Origin of the sequence: Vibrio sp. Vb1980 (assembly GCF_033338615.1) — a bacterium.
Taxonomy (GTDB): domain Bacteria; phylum Pseudomonadota; class Gammaproteobacteria; order Enterobacterales; family Vibrionaceae; genus Vibrio; species Vibrio alginolyticus.
This window is the reverse complement of the sequence record NZ_JAWOSZ010000002.1, coordinates 37,556-58,951: the sequence shown is the minus strand read 5'-3', so window position 1 is coordinate 58,951 and position 21,396 is coordinate 37,556. Positions and strand designations below refer to the sequence as shown.

The following is a 21,396-nucleotide window of genomic DNA, read 5'->3' as shown; positions in this document are numbered from 1 at the left end:
AAAAATTTTAGTTTAACCTCTAACTGTTGCTTAAAAAGAGAAACGTTAAAACTAGTGACAATATTTATAGTTTTGTAAATCGAATACGTAAATTTAAGACTATAAATATTGTTATTCATAAGAGTGTACTGTTCCCCTCTTTTATCTGGGGATAGCTGGCTCAACGGCGAAGCAGTACGTATTTTTTTCTACTAAAAAGGTAGGTATGTCATGGCAGAGCAATTTGCTAAAGCTTGGGAAGGTTTTGCTGCAGGCGACTGGCAAAACGAAGTAAACGTTCGTGATTTCATTCAGAAGAACTACACTCCGTACGAAGGCGACGAATCTTTCCTAGTTTCTGAAGGTACTGAAGCGACTAACAAGCTTTGGGCTAAGGTAATGGAAGGCATCAAACAAGAGAACGCGACTCACGCTCCTGTTGATTTTGATACTTCAGTTATCTCTACCATCACTGCTCACGATGCAGGCTACATCGAAAAAGACCTAGAAACTATCGTAGGTCTTCAAACTGACGCTCCTCTAAAACGTGCGATCATCCCTAACGGTGGTATCCGCATGGTTGAAGGTTCATGCAAAGCCTACGACCGCGAGCTAGACCCACAAGTTAAAAAAATCTACACAGAATACCGTAAAACTCACAACCAAGGCGTTTTCGATATCTACACTCCTCAAATCATGGCGTGTCGTAAATCTGGCGTACTGACTGGTCTTCCAGATGCATACGGTCGTGGTCGTATCATCGGTGACTACCGTCGTGTTGCTCTATACGGTATTGACTTCCTAATGAAGGATAAATTCGCGCAGTTCTCTTCTCTACAAGAGCGTTTTGAGAACGGCGAAGACCTACAAATGACAATGCAGCTTCGTGAAGAGATCGCAGAGCAACACCGTGCTCTAGGTCAAATCAAAGAAATGGCTGCAAAATACGGTTGTGATATTTCTCGTCCTGCTGAAACTGCGCAAGAAGCTATTCAGTGGACTTACTTCGGTTACCTAGCTGCTGTTAAATCTCAAAACGGTGCGGCTATGTCTCTAGGTCGTACTTCTACGTTCCTAGACATCTTCATCGAACGTGATATCGCGGCTGGTAAGCTAACTGAAGAACAAGCTCAGGAAATGATCGACCACTTCGTAATGAAACTACGTATGGTTCGTTTCCTACGTACTCCTGAGTACGATGATCTATTCTCTGGCGACCCTATCTGGGCAACTGAGTCTATGGGTGGTATGGGTCTTGACGGTCGTACGCTAGTTACTCGTACAAACTTCCGTTTCCTAAACTCACTATACACTATGGGTCCTTCTCCAGAGCCAAACATCACTGTTCTTTGGTCTGAGCAACTACCTGAAGGCTTCAAGAAGTTCTGTGCGAAAGTATCTATCGATACTTCTTCTATTCAGTACGAAAATGACGACTTAATGCGTCCAGACATGAACTCTGACGACTACGCGATCGCATGTTGTGTATCTCCAATGGTTGTTGGTAAGCAAATGCAGTTCTTCGGTGCTCGTGCGAACCTTGCGAAAACAATGCTTTACACCATCAACGGTGGTGTGGATGAGAAGCTAAAAATCCAAGTTGGCCCGCAAATGCCTAAGATCGAAGGCGATGTTCTTAACTACGATGAACTGTGGGAGAAAATGGACCACTTCATGGATTGGCTAGCGAAACAATATGTGACTGCACTAAACGCTATCCACTTCATGCACGATAAGTACAGCTACGAAGCGGCACTAATGGCTCTACACGACCGTGACGTTAAACGTACTATGGCTTGTGGTATTGCTGGTCTATCTGTTGCGGCTGACTCACTATCTGCAATTAAATACGCAAAAGTTAAGCCAATTCGTGACGAAGACGGTCTAGCAATCGACTTCGAAATCGAAGGCGATTACCCTAAATTCGGTAACAACGACCCACGCGTTGATGACATTGCATGTGAACTTGTTTCTGTATTTATGGGCAAAATCCGTAAGCTTAAGACTTACCGTGATGCAATCCCTACTCAGTCAATTCTTACTATCACTTCAAACGTGGTTTACGGTAAGAAAACTGGTAACACGCCTGACGGTCGTCGTGCTGGTGCTCCATTTGCTCCAGGTGCAAACCCAATGCACGGTCGTGACGAGAAAGGTGCTGTAGCATCACTAACTTCAGTTGCTAAACTGCCGTTTGCTGACGCACAAGATGGTATCTCTTACACATTCTCTATCGTACCTAACGCACTAGGTAAAGATGAGGGTTCACAACGCGCTAACCTTGCTGGTCTTATGGATGGTTACTTCCACCACGAAGCGGGTATCGAAGGTGGTCAACACCTAAACGTGAACGTTCTTAACCGTGAAACTCTAGAAGACGCAGTTAAGCACCCAGAGAAATACCCTCAGCTAACAATCCGTGTATCTGGTTACGCTGTTCGCTTCAACTCTCTAACTGCAGAGCAACAAGCTGACGTAATCGCGCGTACATTCACTGAGTCTCTATAAGACTATAGCGAAATAACGTTCTAGTAATACAACAAAGGCTGATGCTAAGTAGCATCAGCCTTTTTTTATTTCTTGAATGAAAGTTGTGATATCGCGAAAGACTTTTGCCCGCATTCTTACGTATGATGCGAAAAAAGTTAGCAAATAAAGTCTATGAGATTTAGTAAATTAATTATTCTTACCCTTCTTTCTCCAGTTGCAATAGCATCCACTAAGTCTACGGTTTCTTTTACCATCGACAACGATGGTATTTTTGGCGTCGATCAAGACTATACGAATGGTGTTTTCCTTTCTTACGCGACAGACCAACTGACACAAGAAAGCCAATGGAAATGGCTGAGTCTAGCTAACTCAGAGCACGCCAATATCGATAAAATAGAGTTGGTTCTTGGCCACAAGATGTGGACTCCAAGCGACATTGAAGCCGATTATCCACTAATCAATGATCGCCCATATGCCGGTTACCTACACACCGAAATCAACTACCTTTCCCTAACGAGTGACAAAGCTGTACGGTACAATTTCACCATAGGAACTACGGGTGAAAGCTCGCTATCAGAAAAGGCGCAAGAAATCGTTCACGGCATAACAGGATCGACGGACCCTCAAGGTTGGGATTACCAGATTGAAGATAAAGTGGCGTTCAGCCTTGGTTACCGCGTATTTAACAAATTGATGCGCAGCGAAGAACAAAAAACACAATGGGAGATCACCAACATTAACGACATCAATGCGGGTAACTTCCGTAGTGATGTCTCTCAAGGCGTCATGTTTCGTTGGGGTACAAACCTAGCGAATAGCATCGGAGCCGCCAATATCAGTGTCGAAAGCCCTTTCTCAGCAAGTATGATCGCTCAGAACACGTCGAGTTGGTTCTTGTTCACCGGGTTTGAAGGTCGTTACCGCTTTAATGACATGACTATCGAAGGAGATCGTCCTGGCATTCCTGAACCGTCAGCGCCATACGACGTCACACTGCAAAATTGGCAAGCAAGTGCCGTCGCGGGAGTATCTTGGTACAACCAAAATTACGGTGCAAGCATCACCTTTACAATTAAAACACCGGATTATGAAGAAGCCCAAACCGATGTTTATGGGACAGGCTCGTTCTCCGTGTTCGCCTTTTTCTAAAAACTGGATTATCCCAGCATCGAAGTCAATCTAGATACACGGCAAGTTCTCGGGGTAGGTATTAACCACCTCGTGTTCAAGCGTTTATGCAGATTGGCTCCATCTATTTTCTTTCTTCAAATAACCTTGCCTTTAGTACCGACAAAGCTGTTTTAACCCTGCTTTTTGTAATAAAATAACAGCTAGAATTTACTAGTAATGAGAGCAAAAGATGTCAACAGCTGGTCGTATTCACTCATTTGAGTCATGTGGTACCGTAGACGGACCTGGTATTCGATTTATCGTCTTCTTGCAAGGTTGTTTAATGCGCTGTAAGTATTGCCATAACCGCGATACTTGGGACACGCATGATGGCAAAGAAGTCACGGTTGAAGAAATCATTTCCGAAGCGAAAAGTTACCGCCACTTCATGAATGCATCAGGTGGTGGCGTTACTTGTTCTGGCGGCGAAGCGATGCTTCAACCGGAATTCGTACGTGATTTTTTCCGCGCAGCTAAAACCGAAGGCATTCATACATGTCTAGATACTAACGGTTATGTTCGTAAGCACACTGATGTTATCGATGAAGTACTGGATGCAACAGACTTAGTCATGCTTGACATCAAACACATGAAAGACGAAGTGCACCAAGATCTCATCGGTGTATCCAACCGACGCACATTGGACTTTGCTCGTTACTTGCAAAAAATCGGAAAGAAAACATGGATTCGCTATGTCGTCGTGCCTGGTTACACAGATGACCCAGAAGCAGCACACATGCTTGGTGAATTTATTAAAGACATGGATAACATCGAAAAGGTCGAGTTACTTCCTTACCACAAATTAGGGGCTCATAAGTGGGAAGCGTTAGGCTTAGAATACCCACTCGAAGGCGTAAACCCGCCACCGAAAGAAACCATGGATGAAATTCAATCCATTCTTGCTCAATACAACGATAACGTAAAATACTAAGTGAACCGCAAGACTAACCTCTTTAAAATACCAGCTTATTGCTGGTATTTTTTTGATTATATCTAAGCCTTATCAGTGAGTTTCTCTGCGGTCATTTAGGTATAAAAAGAACGATAGAAATGATTGCGTCATGTTCGCATAGGAAGGAAGTAACATGGATTTGTTTAACTTAGGCTCTCTTGTTGTCTCAATTTGGATAGTAGTAGTCTACTGCCTACCAGATTGGAAAAAAGTCGTTTGGCCCAAACTGGAAAAAGAAAAAGGATTTCAGCACCTCGTTTTTGCAACGCTCTTCTTTTTCAGTATTTTATGGGCCGCTCAAGCAGGTGTAAAAGAAGGATTACAGATTCATTTTCTTGCACTAACAACGCTGACGATGATGTATGGTTGGCGCATGGCATTTATACTCAGCATTCCCGCTATGTTGGTCAACCACCTACTACATGATGTGTCCTTGCTACTCTTACCCACGTCGTTAGTTCTATCTGCCCTAATTCCGATTTTCATTAGTTACTTAGTGTTTCTTCTGAGTTACCACTACTTGCCACGAAACATTTTTGTTTTCATCTTCGTTGCTGGATTTTTCAATGGCGCGATAACAGGAAGTCTGCACCTCATCATTAACTCTTTTTATCACCTATCAGTTGGTCACTACGATTGGGAAACCATTCAACATAACTACTTTGTTTTTGTGCCGTTGCTCGCCTTTCCAGAAGGTCTATTAAATGGTATGGCACTGGCGGTTTTAACCGTATTCAAGCCAGAGTGGCTGAGAGTATTTTCAGACCGAGACTACATATACAATCATTACCATAAATAAGTGTTTTCAAACTGGTCAAAAGTGACAGTTCTTGCCATTTTTTAGTATTAAATATGTGTTGAGATCATGTTTCACTCATGTCTTAAGCGTTAACCTAAGCACATTAAAAATGTATTAGATATCTAGTGAGGTCACCATGGAAATGTCAAACGCTCAACGTTTGATTCTATCAAACCAATACAACCTTATGTCTCAACTTGATCCAAGTAATGCGGCCAAATACAAACGCTTACAAACGATCGTTGAACGTGGTTATGAACTACAAATGCGAGAGTTGAACAAAGATTTCGGCTGCCTCTCAGAAGCAGAATGTCGTGAGATCATCGACGTTATGGAGATGTATCATGCGATGCAAGAATCTTACAACATGCTAGACGATGAAGACCGCAGCAACGTAGATCAGCGCCGCTTGAAGTTCTTGGGATTTGATATCGCTTCAGAAGCGCAACAAGTACATTACGTACGTTTTCTCATCGATTCTGAAGGTTTGTACCCTCAGTTTGACAAGGCAGATCATCACTTTAACAGCCAAATGCCGATGCTAGATAAATACCGCCGTATGCTGCAAACTTGGCGTAACTGCCCTCGTCAGTATCATTTATGTGAAAACGAACTAGCGCAAATCTTCAGCGCATAAAATGGTCGTCTAAGAATGAGGAGAGCGCCCGCTCTCCTTGTTATTTACCCTGTCACAAACTTATCTAAGACTTTGCTCTCTTCCTACCTCTTTCACTTACCTTGCTCAATGTAGAACAACGAATCACTGAGACTCTTCTGTCTTTGCCAAATATTTGATTTCTATTGCACCTATTCACGACATAAATTCGTCCTTAATAAAAGAGTGATTCAAATGTCACTTTTACAATAAATTCATAATTGTTAAGCAAAATTGCAAATCCCCGACTAGGCTTAAGTAGAGAAAGGCTGTGATTGAAAAATTCATATCCACCGCTCACCGTTGTAACGAAAAAACCGTCCATAAAGCAAAGTCTTTGGTGTCGCCAATCTTACATTCTGTACGAACCAAATGTGATAACAGGACGTATATTCAAACAACAACGAGCATAACTGTTGGTGGAAAGCCTGAATCAACGTTCGTCGGTAGACTGACTATTAAAGGGGAAAGCGACATGAGTATTTTCGACCACTATCAATCAAGATATGAAGCTGCAAAAGATGAAGAGATGTCGTTACAGGAGTTTTTAGCCCTGTGTAAAGATGACAAAAGCGCTTATGCTAATGCAGCAGAACGCCTACTGATGGCGATTGGTGAACCAGAGATAATCGATACGGCAAAGGATCCGAGACTAAGCCGAATCTTCTCGAATCGTGTTATCTCTCGTTATGAAACCTTTAAAGACTTTTATGGCATGGAAGATGCCATAGAACAAATTGTGTCTTACCTAAAACATGCGGCGCAAGGCCTAGAAGAGCGTAAGCAGATTCTTTACTTACTCGGCCCTGTAGGTGGCGGTAAGTCTTCGCTTGCAGAAAAGCTTAAGGCTCTGATGGAACAGATGCCTATTTATGTTCTTACTGCTAACGGCGAACGCAGCCCAGTGAATGACCATCCATTCTGCCTATTCAAAGCCACAGAAGATGGCGATATTTTGAAAAAAGAATATGGCATCGAGCACCGTTATCTTCGCTCGATCATGTCTCCTTGGGCCGCTAAACGTCTTCACGAGTTTGGTGGTGATATCACCAAATTTAAAGTAGTGAAAGTACGCCCTTCTATCCTTGACCAAATCGGTATTGCCAAAACTGAACCAGGCGATGAAAACAACCAAGATATCTCATCATTGGTTGGTAAAGTCGATATTCGTAAGCTTGAACACTATTCGCAAGACGATCCAGACGCTTACAGCTACTCCGGTGCGCTGTGTAAAGCAAACCAAGGTTTAATGGAATTCGTTGAGATGTTCAAAGCACCAATCAAAGTGCTTCACCCGCTGTTAACAGCAACGCAAGAAGGCAACTTCAACGGTACAGAAGGCCTTTCTGCGATTCCATTCGACGGTATGATTCTGGCTCACTCAAACGAATCTGAGTGGCAGACCTTCCGTAACAACAAGAACAATGAAGCGTTCTTGGACCGTGTTTATATTGTGAAAGTACCTTACTGTCTACGTGTTTCAGAAGAAGTCAAAATCTACCAAAAACTTCTCGAAAACAGTGAGTTGTCTCAAGCCCCTTGTTCACCAAGCACGCTCGAGACTCTGGCACAATTCAGTATTCTTTCTCGACTTAAAGAGCCTGAAAACTCGTCCATCTTCTCTAAGATGCGCGTATACGACGGTGAAACGCTGAAAGATACGGATCCAAAGGCAAAAAGCTATCAAGAGTATCGTGATTATGCTGGTGTCGATGAAGGCATGAACGGTCTCTCAACACGTTTTGCCTTTAAGATTTTGTCACGCGTATTTAACTTCGACCAAACCGAAGTGGCAGCCAACCCTGTACATCTATTCTATGTGATTGAACAACAGGTTGAGCGCGAACAGTTCCCTGCTGAAACAGCAGAGAAATATCTCGAGTTTTTGAAAGGCTACCTAGTACCTCGATACGTTGAATTTATCGGTAAAGAGATTCAGACCGCTTATCTTGAGTCTTACTCTGAATACGGCCAAAACATCTTCGACCGATATGTCACCTATGCAGACTTCTGGATTCAAGACCAAGAGTACCGAGATCCAGAAACTGGTCAGCTATTTGATCGCTCTTCACTGAATGCTGAGCTAGAGAAGATCGAAAAAACAGCTGGTATTTCTAACCCGAAAGATTTCCGAAACGAAATCGTTAACTTTGTGCTTCGTGCGAAAGCGAATAACAATGGTCAAAACCCGGTTTGGACCAGCTACGAAAAACTGCGCACAGTAATCGAGAAGAAAATGTTCTCCAACACCGAAGAGCTACTTCCGGTTATCTCATTTAATGCGAAAACCTCTTCTGAAGATCAGAAGAAGCATGACGACTTTGTCGCTCGCATGATGGAAAAAGGCTATACCGAGAAACAGGTTCGCCTACTTTCTGAGTGGTACCTACGAGTACGTAAGTCATCCTAACCCAGTATTGAGTTAGGTCGCTTGTGAAACATGAAGAGGGCTATTTCATGGCGCAATTTATAGACCGAAGGCTCAATGGCAAGAACAAGAGCGCTGTTAATCGACAGCGCTTCTTGAAGCGCCACAAAGAGCAAATAAAAGAGTCGGTAGCAGACGCAGTGAATCGACGCTCGATTACGAATACGGAAACGGGCGAAGACGTCTCTATCCCTCACAAAGACATCAATGAGCCTATATTTCATCAAGGCAAAGGTGGTGTTCGAGAACGAGTTCATCCCGGTAACGACCAATTCATTACTGGTGATAAAATTGAGCGTCCCAAAGGTGGCGGTCAAGGTAGCGGCTCTGGAGAAGGGAACGCCAGTCCAGATGGAGAAGGCCAAGACGAATTTGTATTCCAAATATCAAAAGATGAGTACCTCGATATTTTGTTCGAAGATCTCGAGCTGCCTAATCTAGAAAAAAACCAAATTGCCAAAATCACAGAATGGAAAACGCACCGTGCAGGCTTTCAAACTGCCGGTATCCCTTCCAATATCGCCGTAGTACGCTCTCTGCAACAATCTCTTGCGCGCCGTACTGCAATGACTGCTGGTAAGAAACGACTTCTTAAAGAGTTAGAAGACGAACTTGCTCGCATCAAAAATATTGAACCTGCTCAGCAGTTTGAAGAGAACCGCTTGAAGGCTGAAATTGAAGAACTGCGCAAGAAAATCGAAAGCGTGCCGTTCATCGATACCTTCGACTTACGCTTCAAGAACTATGAGAAACGCCCGGTACCATCGAGCCAAGCGGTAATGTTCTGTCTAATGGACGTATCCGGTTCGATGGACCAGGCAACGAAAGACATCGCAAAACGCTTCTATGTTCTTTTGTACTTGTTCTTAACTCGTACCTACGAGAATGTCGAAGTCGTCTTTATCCGCCACCATACCCAAGCGAAGGAAGTGGACGAGCACGAATTTTTCTACTCACAAGAAACCGGGGGTACCATTGTATCTAGCGCGCTCAAGTTAATGGATGAAATAGTAAAAGAGCGATACCCGATTGGTCAGTGGAACATATATGCAGCTCAAGCATCCGACGGTGACAACTGGGCAGATGATTCGCCAAGATGCCGGGATCTGTTAGTGAACAAATTACTTCCAAACTGTCAGTATTACTCTTACATAGAGATCACGCGGCGATCGCACCAAACTCTATGGCATGAGTACGAAAAACTCACTGAAGAGTTTCCTAATTTCGCAATGAAAAACATTCGCTCTGTGGAGGATATTTTCCCAGTCTTTCGTGAACTATTCCAAAAAGAAACGGCGTAAGGAGGCTAGCGATGAATACCGCAACGAGAAACCTCTCAGGAGAGGCGCCTAAAAAGCGTAACAGTAAAGTGTTGCCAGATGGACCAGATTGGACATTTGAGCTGTTAGAGCGATACCACAAAGAAATTAAGCGTGTCGCGGAGCATTATCGCCTAGACACTTACCCTAACCAAATAGAAGTGATTACTTCAGAACAGATGATGGATGCCTACTCAAGTATCGGCATGCCAATCAATTACAACCACTGGTCATTTGGTAAAAAATTCATTCAAACAGAGCAGAACTATAAACATGGTCAAATGGGGTTAGCCTACGAGATTGTGATTAACTCCGACCCTTGTATTGCTTATTTGATGGAAGAAAATACGGTAACAATGCAAGCACTCGTTATAGCGCACGCGTGTTACGGCCATAACTCTTTTTTCAAAGGTAATTACCTATTCCAAACGTGGACTGACGCCAGCTCTATTATCGACTATCTGCTGTTCGCCAAAAAGTATTTAGCCGAGTGTGAAGAACGATATGGCGTAAAAGAAGTGGAAAAACTGCTCGACTCTTGTCACGCGTTAATGAACTTTGGTGTAGACCGCTACAAGCGTCCAGAGAAAATCTCAATTACAGAGGAAAAAGCAAGACAAGAAGAACGCGAAGCATACCTACAATCTCAAGTTAATGAGCTTTGGCGCACGGTACCGACAGCCAAGACGAAAGAGGAAGACATTAAAGAGCGATTCCCAAGCGAGCCTCAGGAAAACTTGCTCTACTTCTTCGAAAAACATGCGCCGTTGCTAGAGCCGTGGCAACGTGAAGTTGTTCGGATCGTCCGTAAGATCAGTCAGTATTTTTATCCGCAAAAACAAACGCAAGTTATGAATGAGGGCTGGGCAACGTTCTGGCACTACACCATACTCAACCATCTTTATGATGAGGGCTTGGTGTCTGAAAAATTCATTCTAGAGTTCTTACATAGCCACACCAGTGTCGTGGCTCAGCCGCCTTATAACAGTCCTTACTTTAATGGCATTAACCCCTACGCGTTAGGCTTTGCCATGTTCCGAGATATTAAGCGTATCTGTGAAGAACCAACTGATGAGGACAAAGAGTGGTTTCCAGACCTAGCAGGAACCGACTGGTTAGATGCAGTGCATTTCGCGATGCATAATTTCAAAGATGAAAGCTTTATTAGCCAATACCTTTCTCCGAAATTAATGCGTGATTTCAAGCTGTTTGCGATCAACGATGATGATCATAAGAACTTTATTGAAGTCGCTGCGATACACGATGAGATGGGTTATAAACGCATTAGAGAAACCTTAGCCGCTCAGTATAACTTATCTAATCTTGAGCCAAACATTCAGGTGTTTAATGTCGATGTCCGTGGTGATAGATCGCTTACGTTGCAGTACGTTCCTCACAACCGCATCCCACTTGATGATAGTTACGAAGAAGTTCTAAAGCACGTGTACCGATTATGGGGCTTTGATGTCATTCTCCAAGAAGTGAAAGACACCGGTCACCGAGAAGTGTTAGCAACCTGCCCTAAACGGAACCAATACGACACTAACATTTAACTAATACCGCGATACAAGTAAAACAAAAAGGCTCCTAATTCAGGAGCCTTGTTTATTCTTAAATCTATATGAGCATTTGTTACGCTTGCTTTGCAACAATCGCGCGCACGGCTTCTAGGTCTTCGGGCGTATCAACCCCTGCCGCTGGTGCTTCTTTCGCTACCGCCACATGAATTTTTTCACCGTACCAAAGCACTCGCAGTTGCTCAAGACACTCAATCTGCTCTAATGCACTTGGTGCCCAGTTGACATACGTATTAATGAAACCAGCTCGATAAGCATAAATACCAATATGACGCATTAATGGGTTGGCAATAGTTTTGTCTTGTTTAGCAAAGTTATCGCGATCCCAAGGGATGGTTGCTCGACTAAAGTACAACGCATAGCCTTGCTCATCTGCGACAACTTTAACAGCGTTCGGGTTGAACACTTCCTCTTCCGAGTCTATTTCTACAGCTAACGTCGCCATCGGGGCTTCACACCCAGATAAGTTATCAGCAACCTGACGAATGATGGACGGCGGAATCAAAGGCTCATCCCCTTGCACATTAACAATAATGTGGTCTGACGGAATAGCCATCTTTTCAACAACTTCGGCAAGACGCTCCGTACCTGATTCGTGGTGGGGAGAGGTCATACAAACTTTACCACCAAATGACGAAACCGCTTTCGCAACACGCTCGTCATCAGTTGCAACGATGACATCTTCCGCACCCGCTTGTAGCGCTTGTTCATAAACCCACTGAACCATAGGCTTACCACCAATATCCGCTAGCGGTTTACCAGGCAAACGGCTCGATGCGTAGCGCGAAGGGATGACAACCGTAAAAGACATTAGCGTCCCTCATCCATGCTCATAGTGCGAGCTTCAGGCTCTAGCAGAACTGGAATACCCTCTTTGATCGGGTAAGCAAGGCGATCCAATTTGCAGATCAACTCTTGATTATCTTTATCGTACGTCAGCTTACCTTTGCAAACAGGGCAAGCTACAATCTCAAGTAGACGGTGATCCATAAGCCGCTTTAACCTCTTTTATTCTATTTAAAATTTGCTCTGCATCGTTTGATTCAAACTGGGCAGATACAGGCAGATACCACCAATTATCTTGCGCATAATGGCTGCACTTGACGGCATCTTTCTCGGTCATAATCACATTGGTCCCTTGTTGAGCCAATGCTTCTAATTCTTGTTGATCAAAGTCTTGATGGTCAGCAAAACCTTTTGTGACTTTAACATCTGCGTCCATCGAGTTTAGTGTATGAAAAAAACGCGGAGGATGCCCAATGCCCGCAAATGCGACGAGATCTTTCAACTCCGAGACATCCACATGTTGCTTAGTCTTAAGATTAATAGCTTTAGAGGGTGCTAAAGCCATTGCGATTTCGCCCGTATGCGCTTGACCGCCATTGGTGATGATAAAGTCGACTTCTTTAAGTCGCTCAATACCTTCACGTAAAGGACCTAATGGAATCAGGCTTTCATTCCCAAACCGGCGATTCCCATCCACAATCACTAACTCAATATCACGGCCTAACGCATAATGTTGTAATCCATCATCCGTAATTATGATATCCACATCCAAATCTAGCAGTGCTTTCACTGCATTTGAACGCACAGGATCTACCGCAACAGGTGCTCCTGTACGGCGATGAATCAACTTAGGTTCATCGCCACAATGCTTCGCTGGCGTATCTTCTTTTAGCACTAACGGATAGGCAGGAGCCTTTGCCCCATAACCACGAGAAACAACCCCCGGCTTAAAGCCCATTTGCTGTAGTTGCTCAACAAGCCACACAACAACTGGTGTTTTACCATTGCCACCAGCAGTGATATTGCCAACCACAACAACAGGTATAGGCGCATTATAAGCTTGCTTGCGGCCAGTTTGGTATTGCTTTCGCTTTGACTTGCTTATCGCTCCAAATAATAAACTCAGTGGCCACAAAAGCGGCCACAAGAGGTATTTTATTGGATGGTTTTCAAACCAGATTTTTTCAATCACCGCGCTTATTCACCAAACTGAATACGGTGCAATTGTGCATACGCACCATTTTTCTCAATAAGCTCAGCGTGGTTGCCACGTTCAATGATGGCACCATCATCAACCACAAGAATTTCATCGGCTTTCTCGATTGTGGATAAGCGGTGCGCTATTACAAGTACCGTTTTGTCTTTTTGCAGCTCATCAAGTGCAGCTTGAATAGCTCGCTCGGATTCGGTATCCAAAGCCGAAGTTGCCTCATCAAGAATCAGCACTGGAGCATCACGCAATAGAGCTCGCGCAATCGCAACACGTTGGCGTTGACCACCAGACAAGCTAGCACCATTTTCACCAATCATGGTATCAAGTCCATCATCCATTTTGCCGATGAACTCCATCGCATGCGCGAGTGTTGCCGCTTTCTCGATATCACTGCGCTCATATTGACCATCCGTTGCGTACGCAATATTGTTTGCTATCGTGTCATTAAACAAATGAACATTTTGCGATACTAGTGCAAATTGCTGACGTAAATTCTTTAGCTCGTAATCACGAATATCATGCCCATCTAATGTGATAGATCCACTGTCAACATCATAGAAGCGGTTGAACAAGTTCGCGATGGTACTTTTACCTGAGCCAGAACGGCCAACTAGCGCCACCGTTTTTCCTCTTGGAATATCGAAGCTGACATTTTCCAATGCTGGTTTTTCTGCACCAGTGTAAGTAAAGCTTACGTTTTTAACTGAAACATCGCCATTTGCGCGTTTAACTGTCAACTTACCTTCGTTTTTCTCAGGCTCGAGGTCAATTAACGCGAAGAGCGTTTGGCTCGCGGCCATACCACGTTGGAACTGAGAAGTAACGTTAGTCAGCGCTTTAAGTGGGCGCATCAGACCAAACATTGCAGAGAAGACAACAGTAAATGTACCTGGAGTCAGTTGCTCTTTAATCGAATCAATACTTGCTAAATAAAGAACGGCAACAATTGCAAGTGATGCAATCATTTGGATGATAGGGTTAGCCGCCGCTTGAGCCGTCACCAACTTCATGCTTTGTTGACGCATTTGGTTGCTGACTTTTTCAAATCGTTTACGTTCGATGTCTTGGCCGCCATAGCTCAACACAACTTTATGGCCTTTCAGCATCTGCTCTGCTGATGCAGTTACGTTACCCATCATGGTCTGCATATTTTTGGATATTTTTCTAAAACGTTTAGAAACAACACCAATACCCCATGCCACAACGGGAGCAACAGCAAACAGCACTAGCGACAATTGCCAGCTGTTGTAAAACATCAAGACTAACAGACCAATGATACTTGCGCCTTCACGCACAATGCTCACCAACGCTTGGCTAGTTGCCGCTGATACTTGCTCTGAGTCGTAGGTTATACGCGACAATAAGTTGCCAGTCTTTTCCTTATCAAAGTATGACACTGGCATATGCATAAAGTGATTGAACACCATGCGACGGACCTGCATAACTACGTTGCCAGATACCCAACTCAAACAGTAGGTGGAGACAAATCCACTTATGCCACGGATGAACATCATGGCAAAAATAATCAATGGAAGCGTGCGTAAAAAATCAGATTCAGCGTTCCCAAAACCTTCATCGAGTAGTGGTTTTAGTAGGGAAATCATATAGGTATCTGATATAGCATTAATAACTAATGCAATGACTGCAACGACAAGACCTGACTTATAAAGGCGAATAAATTGCCATAGACGCTTAAACGTCTGCCAAGTCGTTTCATCAGTATTTATCGACATAGAAGTGCTTTATTTTCTTACATTAAGACTCTCATTCTACTCCCTTACGCAGCATCTGCCTATACCAAGGCTCAAATGTATCGCTACGTTTGGTTTCTGAGCGCCAATTATCACGGTGAATAAAGAAGCTTACCTGACCACCCTCACCAGTATCAAGCCAAGTGACGCCAAGTTTTCGGTATGAAGCAACGACACTTTCCGCTGGCATTCCCCATCGATTGTTTTTTGCTAAAGAAGCAACCGCCACACTCGGGCTCACCGCCTCAATAAATCGAGGATTCGATGAACTTTTACTCCCGTGGTGAGGGACTAGCATCACATCGCTTTGTAACTTTCCGGGTTCTCTAAGCAAAATCCACTCGCTAATGGCCTCAATATCACCAGTAAAAAGCATACTAAAGTTAGAAATAGGGTCAGTAAGTCGTAATACACAGGAGTGCGGATTATACGCACGTTGAACAAGTGCAGGAGGCCAGAGCACTTCCATGTTTAATCCTTGCCATTTCCATTGGTCGCCTCTAGTGCAAGGCTCATATTCGATAAAGAATTGACTACTAAGTTTACGCTGTGGAGAAAAGGCATCTTCAATGAAAAAGCGGCCGCCTGCGTGATCATTATCGGAATGGCTTAGAATCAGTGTATCTATGCTTTCATAACCTCGTTGATGCAAAACCGGAGTGACGACCTGCTCTGCGATACTGCCGCTTTGCCATGCTTTACCAGTGTCATACAGCAACACCTTGTCGTCTTTTTCTACAACCACTGCAAGGCCATGACCTACATCTAATACATCGATACGCCAATGCGGTTCATACTCCGCTGCAAACTTGATACTAATAACGATGCCGAGTAACAAATACCACGCGTACTGAGACATGAACCGTTGAAATATTAAGCAAACCACTATCACCATAACCAGCATTGTCATTTCCATGCTAATGGGTTGCCAAGAACCTACTGCGTACTGTATTGACGTGCTCAATGGCTGTAATGACCAGTCCACCAAATGCCACAGAGGCTTCGCTATCATTTCAAGAAACAAAGATGAGAACAGGGCTAGAAACATCAAAGGTACAACGATAAATCCGAACCAAGGAATAAATACCAAGTTGTAGGCTATTGAGGACAAACTAAAACCGGAGAAGAAATGGCCACTAACAGGTACGATTAAAGCGCTCAACATCAATTGAGTAAGCAATAACGCTTTTAATCGCGCTTTCCAACCTCCCCTTTGATGTCGAATCAAATTAATTGCGAACAATACCGCACAAACGGAGAGGTACGATAACCAAAAGCTCATACTGTAGGATGCAAAAGGTTGGACAAGCAGTTGTAGAGATACTGCAAGCAAAAGAACTCGCCAAGAAGTCCAGTGCACCAGAGTATACTTCAGGAGAACGTAAACAACGCATACCGACACTGCTCGCGTAGTAGGCAGAGAGAAATCCGCTAACCAAGCGTAGGCAACAGCGAAGATCAGCCCATATAAGCTAGGCAACAACTGGTATTGGGGTAATAGATAACGAACGGTACCGCCCACGACTAGCCCAAAAGTAAACGCCATACCAATATGTAAACCAGAAATGGAGACCAAATGCAGTAAACCACTGTCCCTGAGCGCTTGCCAATCTTCCTTAGACAACCAAGAACGGTCAGCAAAAACTAACGCACTTATTAACGAGAAATGATGAAGGGAAGACACATCATCAGCGACATCGGCAATAATGGATTGACGCAGAGATACATTAGAACGAACAATCCACTGAGCGTCTTTGTTAACAACCGCTCGGGCGATAATATTTTTACCCATCGCGTGCTTTTCAGCATCAAAGCCAGCTTCGTTGCGTAGACCTGTAATCGGCTTTAACGAGATGGATGTCGTAAACTCACTGTTAACATCGAGTGGAAAAGGCGTAATAAGACGGATTTTAGGTTTAAGAAAAGGTAACAGAGTTTGAGAATTTACCGCTTCTATAGCGACAATACCTTCATAACCGTGACTTATTTGCGTAAAAGGGCTGTCAACTTTACCAATTATGGTAATATTCTCCCCTGCTTGAAAAAGGGCTTGTCTCTGAGACTCCAATACATTGCCGTGGACGATGACAACCATAAAGCCCGCAATTGCGCCTATGCTAATTAAGCCACGACGTAATTTGATTATTGAGCCAGTGGTTATTATTCCCAGCAGCAACCAACGCCAATCTGGTATTGTCGGCCACCAAGCTGACGAGATTACGCTCGCTACAAATAACGCCAAGGTCCAACTTTTTTCTGAGAGAGTCATGCTGTCCTATGCCTAGAAAGCTGATAAAACGCTTCATGCCAGATCATGAATTGATCAAACGCCAAAAAGCATTGAAGGTCTTCGGCAATGTGTTGTACAACCCAAACTTGTGGTGCTTAAACCGCCGCTCGGCATCAGGGGCTTTTGCTGTCGGGTTATTTATGGCTTTTGTTCCGCTGCCGAGCCAAATGATCATGGCCGCTGGTTTGGCCATTATGTTGGGTGTCAATCTGCCCCTCTCCGTCGCTTTGGTATGGATCAGCAACCCTATCACTATGCCTGTGCTATTTTACTTTGCGTACAAGCTAGGTGCTCTAGTGATGCGTCTTCCCCCGCAACCTTTTCACTTTGAACTATCGTGGGAATTCATCATGCAGCAAATGAGCACCATTGGACCTCCATTTCTATTGGGCTGCGCAATTTGTGGGGTTGTATCCGCGATTATTGGCTACTTCGGAATTCGAGGGCTTTGGCGCTACTCCGTGGTACGGAGCTGGCAAAAACGCAAAATAAGATAAGACCTTACTGCGTAAAAATCAGCATTTGAGCTATCAGTTGAGGGGCATCTAACAGTTAGAATGAAACGCGATGTTACTCAAGTCGGATAAATACAAAAAAGGACCGAATTCGGTCCTTTTTTGTATTTCGCATATTGTAAAACAATCAGCTATTTAGAACTCAGTACAGCCGCCGGATTCAACCTTGCGGCACGAGAAGCAGGATACCACGTCGCAAGTAAACTAAGCACTATCGCCGTCACTGACACCAATGCCACATCTGGCCAGTGTAGTTGTGATGGTAAGAAGTCAACAAAGTAAATATCACCCGATAAAAACTGATGACCAATTAAGCTCTCTAACCCTTTAATTAACGGAGTCAGGTTTAACGCCACTAAGACACCGATAACACTGCCGACGAGACTGCCAAATACACCAGAGAATACACCTTGCCAAACAAAGATCCGTTTGATTAGGCTATCTTTTGCTCCCATTGTTCGCAAAATTGCAATTTCCGCCGCTCGGTCTTTCACTGCCATCATCAACGTAGACACAATATTAAAACATGCCACGCCAATCACCAGTACCATCACCAAGTACATAATGGTGCGCACGAGCTGAATATCGCGATACAAAAAACCAAACTTTTGCTGCCAGCTTTTCAAATACACGTAAACATCAACCATGCTACCAACCTCACGAACAATAGAAGGCGCATTGAGAACATCGTCAGTTTTTAGTGAAATGCCTGTGACCCCTCCCCCTAACCTCGCGTATTGCTGCGCATCAGCTAATGGTACTAACGCTAGAGAGTGGTCGATTTGGCCATTCAACGTTAAGAACCCTGACACCTTCACGCGCACACGCTTAGGAGCCTGCACTTTATTTGCGCCGCCTGTTTGCGGAATCATTAACGTAACGTAATCCCCCACGGCGACATTTAGCTCGTTTGCTACACCTCGGCCTAAGATCACTTGCTGCTGACCGGCATAAAAGTTTTGCCAAGCTGCTTGGTCAATAAAATTCGATAAGCTCGACACCGCTTGCTCGAAAGTAGGCTCTACGCCACGAACTTCTATCGCTTTTAGCTTACTGCCTTTTTCTGCCAAACCCGTAAAACGAACGTACGGTGCTGCCGCGACAACATGTTCATGTTTTAGAGCTTGATTCATCGTTTTGGTGTAGTCATGAAGTGGTCCATTAACACCTTCTAACTCGCCGTGTGGGATCACAGACAACACACGCGATTGCAGCTCGCGCTCAAAGCCATTCATTGCAGACAAACCGATAATGATCACAGCAACGCCAACCGCAATACCAATGGTCGAAGAAAGCGATATGAAAGACACCATCTTGTTGCGCTTTTTCGCTCGACTGAAGCGACCACCAATCATCAAAGCTAAAGAGGTAAACAAAACTAGCCCTCCGCAGATGCTGTATCAGTCACAAAACGATCTACGAGCAAACCATCTTGCATGTGCATTTGACGATCCATTTTTGCTGCCAGCTCTTTGTCATGCGTGACAACCAAAAATGCAATGTTTGACTCTTTATTGAGCTCGCGCATCAAATCATAGATAGACAGTGCCGTATTGTGATCTAAGTTCCCCGTAGGTTCATCAGCCAAGACCAGATCAGGTTTATTCACCAATGCACGCGCAATCGCAACACGCTGACGCTCACCGCCCGATAACTCGGAGGGTCTATGTTGCATCCGATGACTCAAACCAACTTTATCTAACAGCGCTTTAGCCGCCTGTTTTGCATCCGCTACTTTAGCACCGCCAATCATCAGTGGCATCGCCACATTTTCAAGCGCAGTAAAGTCAGCCAATAAGTGATGAAACTGGTATACAAAACCAAGGTGCTTGTTGCGTAATGCCGCCTGTTTGTTCGAGCTCAAAGCTGATAGGTTTTGCCCTAGAAAATCAACTTCACCATGAGTTGCGTCATCTAACGCACCTAAAATATGCAATAAGGTACTTTTTCCCGAACCAGAAGAGCCAACAATAGAAACCAACTCCCCTTTGTCGATATCGAAACTTACGCCTTTCAACACTTCCGTATCTAACGAACCCTCTCGGTAGACTTTACGAATATCACGACATTCTAATAGCTTATTCATAGCGAAGTGCCTCAGCAGGTTTAACAGAAGATGCTCGATAAGAAGGATAAAGCGTAGCAGCAAGGCTAAGAGCAATCGCCAATACCACCACTAAAAGAATTTGCAGTGAATCAATCAAGATGGGTAGATGACCACCAAAGCTGAATAGCGCCACACCAGCAGATTCAAGAATCGCATTTAGATTAAGTGACAAGATCACGCCCGCAGCGCCACCAACAATCGCGCCAATTACACCACTACTTGCACCTTGCACCATGAAAATGGTCATCACTTGAGATTGAGTCATGCCTTGAGTTTTCAATATTGCGACTTCTGATTGTTTCTCCATTACCACCATGATTAAAGCGGAGATAATATTGAATGCAGCGACACCCACAATTAGACCTAGCATAAGTCCCATCATGTTCTTTTCCATTTTCACCGCTTGGAAAAGCTCACCACGCTGTTCGCGCCAATCACTCCATTGCCACCCATCAGGCATGGGTTGGTCAGCAAAATCCGTCACCATAAATGGGTCAGAGAAAAAGACACGCCAACCAGAAACCGTGTCTTTAGGGAAACGCATCAGCTTAGATGCATCCGTCATGTTCACAATCATTAATTGACCATCAACGTCCGATCCCGTATTGAAAATGCCTGAGACAGTAAAGTTTCGCTGGCTAGGAATACGGCCAAGTGGGGTAAACTGCGTTGCGTTGGTCACCATCAAGCGCACTTTATCCCCGATTGAGACCTTTAGTGAACGCGCCAAACTGTGACCCAAAAATACATTGTAGTCACCTGCTTGAAGTGACGATAATCGTCCGGCAATCAAATGGTTGCTAATCGGATCGCCTTTCTTAGGTTCAATACCGATGAGGTAACCAGCCGTCAGCTGTGCAGAACTCTGAATAACAGCCTCTCCTCTAACGATAGGCTCCGGCTGAGATTCACTCGACATCGCTTGAACAAATGGAGGGGCAGACTCGGTCATAGGCGTTTTTCCATCGTGTTGCGAAACCACGGCATGAGGTAGCACACCTAAAATGCGTTCTTTTAACTGCGATTCAAACCCGTTCATCACAGAAAGAACCGTCACCAACGCCATTACACCGATCGTAATACCCGCCGTCGACATATAAGAAACAAATCGGCTGAACCTATCTCCAGAGCGTCCCCGAAGATACCTTAAGCCAATAAACAATGAGATAGGATGATACATATAAGACAAACCAACTGGTTGTTTTGATATAAAGCTTTAGCGGATTATCTTACCTTACTCTTCTCATTAAGAAGACAAGAGAATCGCTAAATTTGTCAACGACATGCAATAAGTCTGTATTTAGGGCAAAAAGTTCAAGGACAAATCGGCTAAACTTGATAACTTCATTCAGTTAGCGATAATCA

17 protein-coding genes are annotated in these 21,396 nt (G+C 44.1%); 9 read left to right on the top strand and 8 right to left on the bottom strand.

What is annotated here, in order from left to right; translation table 11 throughout:
• The first annotated feature begins 210 nt into the window (after positions 1 to 210).
• From pflB to R7F64_RS03460, 8 genes are all read left to right on the top strand, one after another.
• Positions 211 to 2,487 carry a formate C-acetyltransferase gene (gene pflB, locus R7F64_RS03495; protein ID WP_005378442.1) on the top strand — a complete coding sequence of 759 codons (2,277 nt, stop codon included), beginning with the start codon at positions 211 to 213 and terminating at the stop codon, positions 2,485 to 2,487.
• Positions 2,488 to 2,640: 153 nt separating this feature from the next.
• Complete coding sequence (locus R7F64_RS03490) at positions 2,641 to 3,618, top strand: lipid A deacylase LpxR family protein (protein ID WP_005378443.1); 978 nt, start codon at positions 2,641 to 2,643, stop codon at positions 3,616 to 3,618.
• A gap of 211 nt (positions 3,619 to 3,829) precedes the next feature.
• The gene (gene pflA / locus R7F64_RS03485) at positions 3,830 to 4,570 is read left to right on the top strand and encodes a pyruvate formate lyase 1-activating protein (protein ID WP_005387854.1); all 741 of its coding nucleotides are present in this window, start codon (positions 3,830 to 3,832) and stop codon (positions 4,568 to 4,570) included.
• Between the two features lie 154 nt (positions 4,571 to 4,724).
• Complete coding sequence (locus tag R7F64_RS03480; protein WP_104978939.1) at positions 4,725 to 5,390, top strand: energy-coupling factor ABC transporter permease; 666 nt, start codon at positions 4,725 to 4,727, stop codon at positions 5,388 to 5,390.
• Positions 5,391 to 5,526: 136 nt separating this feature from the next.
• Positions 5,527 to 6,027, top strand: coding sequence for a YfbU family protein (locus R7F64_RS03475; RefSeq protein ID WP_005378446.1), 501 nt, complete (start codon positions 5,527 to 5,529; stop codon positions 6,025 to 6,027).
• Between the two features lie 493 nt (positions 6,028 to 6,520).
• Positions 6,521 to 8,455 (top strand): PrkA family serine protein kinase, encoded by a 1,935-nt coding sequence (locus tag R7F64_RS03470; protein WP_005378447.1) that lies wholly within the window; start codon positions 6,521 to 6,523, stop codon positions 8,453 to 8,455.
• A gap of 47 nt (positions 8,456 to 8,502) precedes the next feature.
• Positions 8,503 to 9,774: a YeaH/YhbH family protein gene (locus tag R7F64_RS03465; protein WP_005378448.1), complete on the top strand. Its 1,272-nt coding sequence runs from the start codon at positions 8,503 to 8,505 to the stop codon at positions 9,772 to 9,774.
• 11 nt (positions 9,775 to 9,785) lie between these two features.
• On the top strand, positions 9,786 to 11,345 hold the full coding sequence (locus tag R7F64_RS03460) for a SpoVR family protein (protein WP_005378449.1): 1,560 nt from the start codon (positions 9,786 to 9,788) through the stop codon (positions 11,343 to 11,345).
• Between the two features lie 79 nt (positions 11,346 to 11,424).
• On the opposite strand, the gene kdsB is transcribed toward R7F64_RS03460, so the two are convergent.
• From kdsB to R7F64_RS03435, 5 genes are read right to left on the bottom strand one after another with little or no spacing between them, the layout of a single operon-like run.
• Positions 11,425 to 12,180 (bottom strand): 3-deoxy-manno-octulosonate cytidylyltransferase, encoded by a 756-nt coding sequence (gene kdsB, locus R7F64_RS03455; RefSeq protein ID WP_005378450.1) that lies wholly within the window; start codon positions 12,178 to 12,180, stop codon positions 11,425 to 11,427.
• Positions 12,180 to 12,359, bottom strand: coding sequence for a Trm112 family protein (locus tag R7F64_RS03450; protein ID WP_005378451.1), 180 nt, complete (start codon positions 12,357 to 12,359; stop codon positions 12,180 to 12,182). The genes kdsB and R7F64_RS03450 overlap by 1 nt, the downstream gene beginning before the upstream one ends.
• Positions 12,340 to 13,347 carry a tetraacyldisaccharide 4'-kinase gene (gene lpxK, locus R7F64_RS03445; protein ID WP_065274294.1) on the bottom strand — a complete coding sequence of 336 codons (1,008 nt, stop codon included), beginning with the start codon at positions 13,345 to 13,347 and terminating at the stop codon, positions 12,340 to 12,342. The genes R7F64_RS03450 and lpxK overlap by 20 nt, the downstream gene beginning before the upstream one ends.
• Before the next feature lie 5 nt (positions 13,348 to 13,352).
• A complete protein-coding gene (gene msbA, locus R7F64_RS03440) occupies positions 13,353 to 15,101 on the bottom strand; it encodes a lipid A ABC transporter ATP-binding protein/permease MsbA (RefSeq protein WP_213866959.1) in 1,749 nt (582 codons plus the stop codon).
• Positions 15,102 to 15,132: 31 nt separating this feature from the next.
• Positions 15,133 to 17,388 (bottom strand): DNA internalization-related competence protein ComEC/Rec2, encoded by a 2,256-nt coding sequence (locus tag R7F64_RS03435; protein ID WP_115385843.1) that lies wholly within the window; start codon positions 17,386 to 17,388, stop codon positions 15,133 to 15,135.
• A gap of 8 nt (positions 17,389 to 17,396) precedes the next feature.
• Here R7F64_RS03435 and R7F64_RS03430 point away from each other — a divergent pair, with 8 nt between their 5' ends.
• Positions 17,397 to 17,906 (top strand): DUF2062 domain-containing protein, encoded by a 510-nt coding sequence (locus R7F64_RS03430; protein ID WP_005387834.1) that lies wholly within the window; start codon positions 17,397 to 17,399, stop codon positions 17,904 to 17,906.
• A 149-nt stretch (positions 17,907 to 18,055) separates the two neighbouring features.
• On the opposite strand, the gene lolE is transcribed toward R7F64_RS03430, so the two are convergent.
• From lolE to lolC, 3 genes are read right to left on the bottom strand one after another with little or no spacing between them, the layout of a single operon-like run.
• On the bottom strand, positions 18,056 to 19,300 hold the full coding sequence (gene lolE / locus R7F64_RS03425) for a lipoprotein-releasing ABC transporter permease subunit LolE (RefSeq protein ID WP_065274291.1): 1,245 nt from the start codon (positions 19,298 to 19,300) through the stop codon (positions 18,056 to 18,058).
• Positions 19,301 to 19,302: 2 nt separating this feature from the next.
• Positions 19,303 to 20,010: a lipoprotein-releasing ABC transporter ATP-binding protein LolD gene (gene lolD, locus R7F64_RS03420; protein WP_005378457.1), complete on the bottom strand. Its 708-nt coding sequence runs from the start codon at positions 20,008 to 20,010 to the stop codon at positions 19,303 to 19,305.
• Positions 20,003 to 21,211, bottom strand: coding sequence for a lipoprotein-releasing ABC transporter permease subunit LolC (gene lolC / locus R7F64_RS03415; protein WP_053349430.1), 1,209 nt, complete (start codon positions 21,209 to 21,211; stop codon positions 20,003 to 20,005). The genes lolD and lolC overlap by 8 nt, the downstream gene beginning before the upstream one ends.
• Positions 21,212 to 21,396: the final 185 nt, after the last annotated feature.

Coding starts and splice junctions, on each gene's coding strand:
- pflB (WP_005378442.1), top strand. CDS start 211: ATGGCAGAGCAATTTGCTAAAGCTTGGGAAGGTTTTGCTGCAGGCGAC.
- R7F64_RS03490 (WP_005378443.1), top strand. CDS start 2,641: ATGAGATTTAGTAAATTAATTATTCTTACCCTTCTTTCTCCAGTTGCA.
- pflA (WP_005387854.1), top strand. CDS start 3,830: ATGTCAACAGCTGGTCGTATTCACTCATTTGAGTCATGTGGTACCGTA.
- R7F64_RS03480 (WP_104978939.1), top strand. CDS start 4,725: ATGGATTTGTTTAACTTAGGCTCTCTTGTTGTCTCAATTTGGATAGTA.
- R7F64_RS03475 (WP_005378446.1), top strand. CDS start 5,527: ATGGAAATGTCAAACGCTCAACGTTTGATTCTATCAAACCAATACAAC.
- R7F64_RS03470 (WP_005378447.1), top strand. CDS start 6,521: ATGAGTATTTTCGACCACTATCAATCAAGATATGAAGCTGCAAAAGAT.
- R7F64_RS03465 (WP_005378448.1), top strand. CDS start 8,503: ATGGCGCAATTTATAGACCGAAGGCTCAATGGCAAGAACAAGAGCGCT.
- R7F64_RS03460 (WP_005378449.1), top strand. CDS start 9,786: ATGAATACCGCAACGAGAAACCTCTCAGGAGAGGCGCCTAAAAAGCGT.
- kdsB (WP_005378450.1), bottom strand. CDS start 12,180: ATGTCTTTTACGGTTGTCATCCCTTCGCGCTACGCATCGAGCCGTTTG.
- R7F64_RS03450 (WP_005378451.1), bottom strand. CDS start 12,359: ATGGATCACCGTCTACTTGAGATTGTAGCTTGCCCTGTTTGCAAAGGT.
- msbA (WP_213866959.1), bottom strand. CDS start 15,101: ATGTCGATAAATACTGATGAAACGACTTGGCAGACGTTTAAGCGTCTA.
- R7F64_RS03435 (WP_115385843.1), bottom strand. CDS start 17,388: ATGACTCTCTCAGAAAAAAGTTGGACCTTGGCGTTATTTGTAGCGAGC.
- R7F64_RS03430 (WP_005387834.1), top strand. CDS start 17,397: ATGCCTAGAAAGCTGATAAAACGCTTCATGCCAGATCATGAATTGATC.
- lolD (WP_005378457.1), bottom strand. CDS start 20,010: ATGAATAAGCTATTAGAATGTCGTGATATTCGTAAAGTCTACCGAGAG.
- lolC (WP_053349430.1), bottom strand. CDS start 21,211: ATGTATCATCCTATCTCATTGTTTATTGGCTTAAGGTATCTTCGGGGA.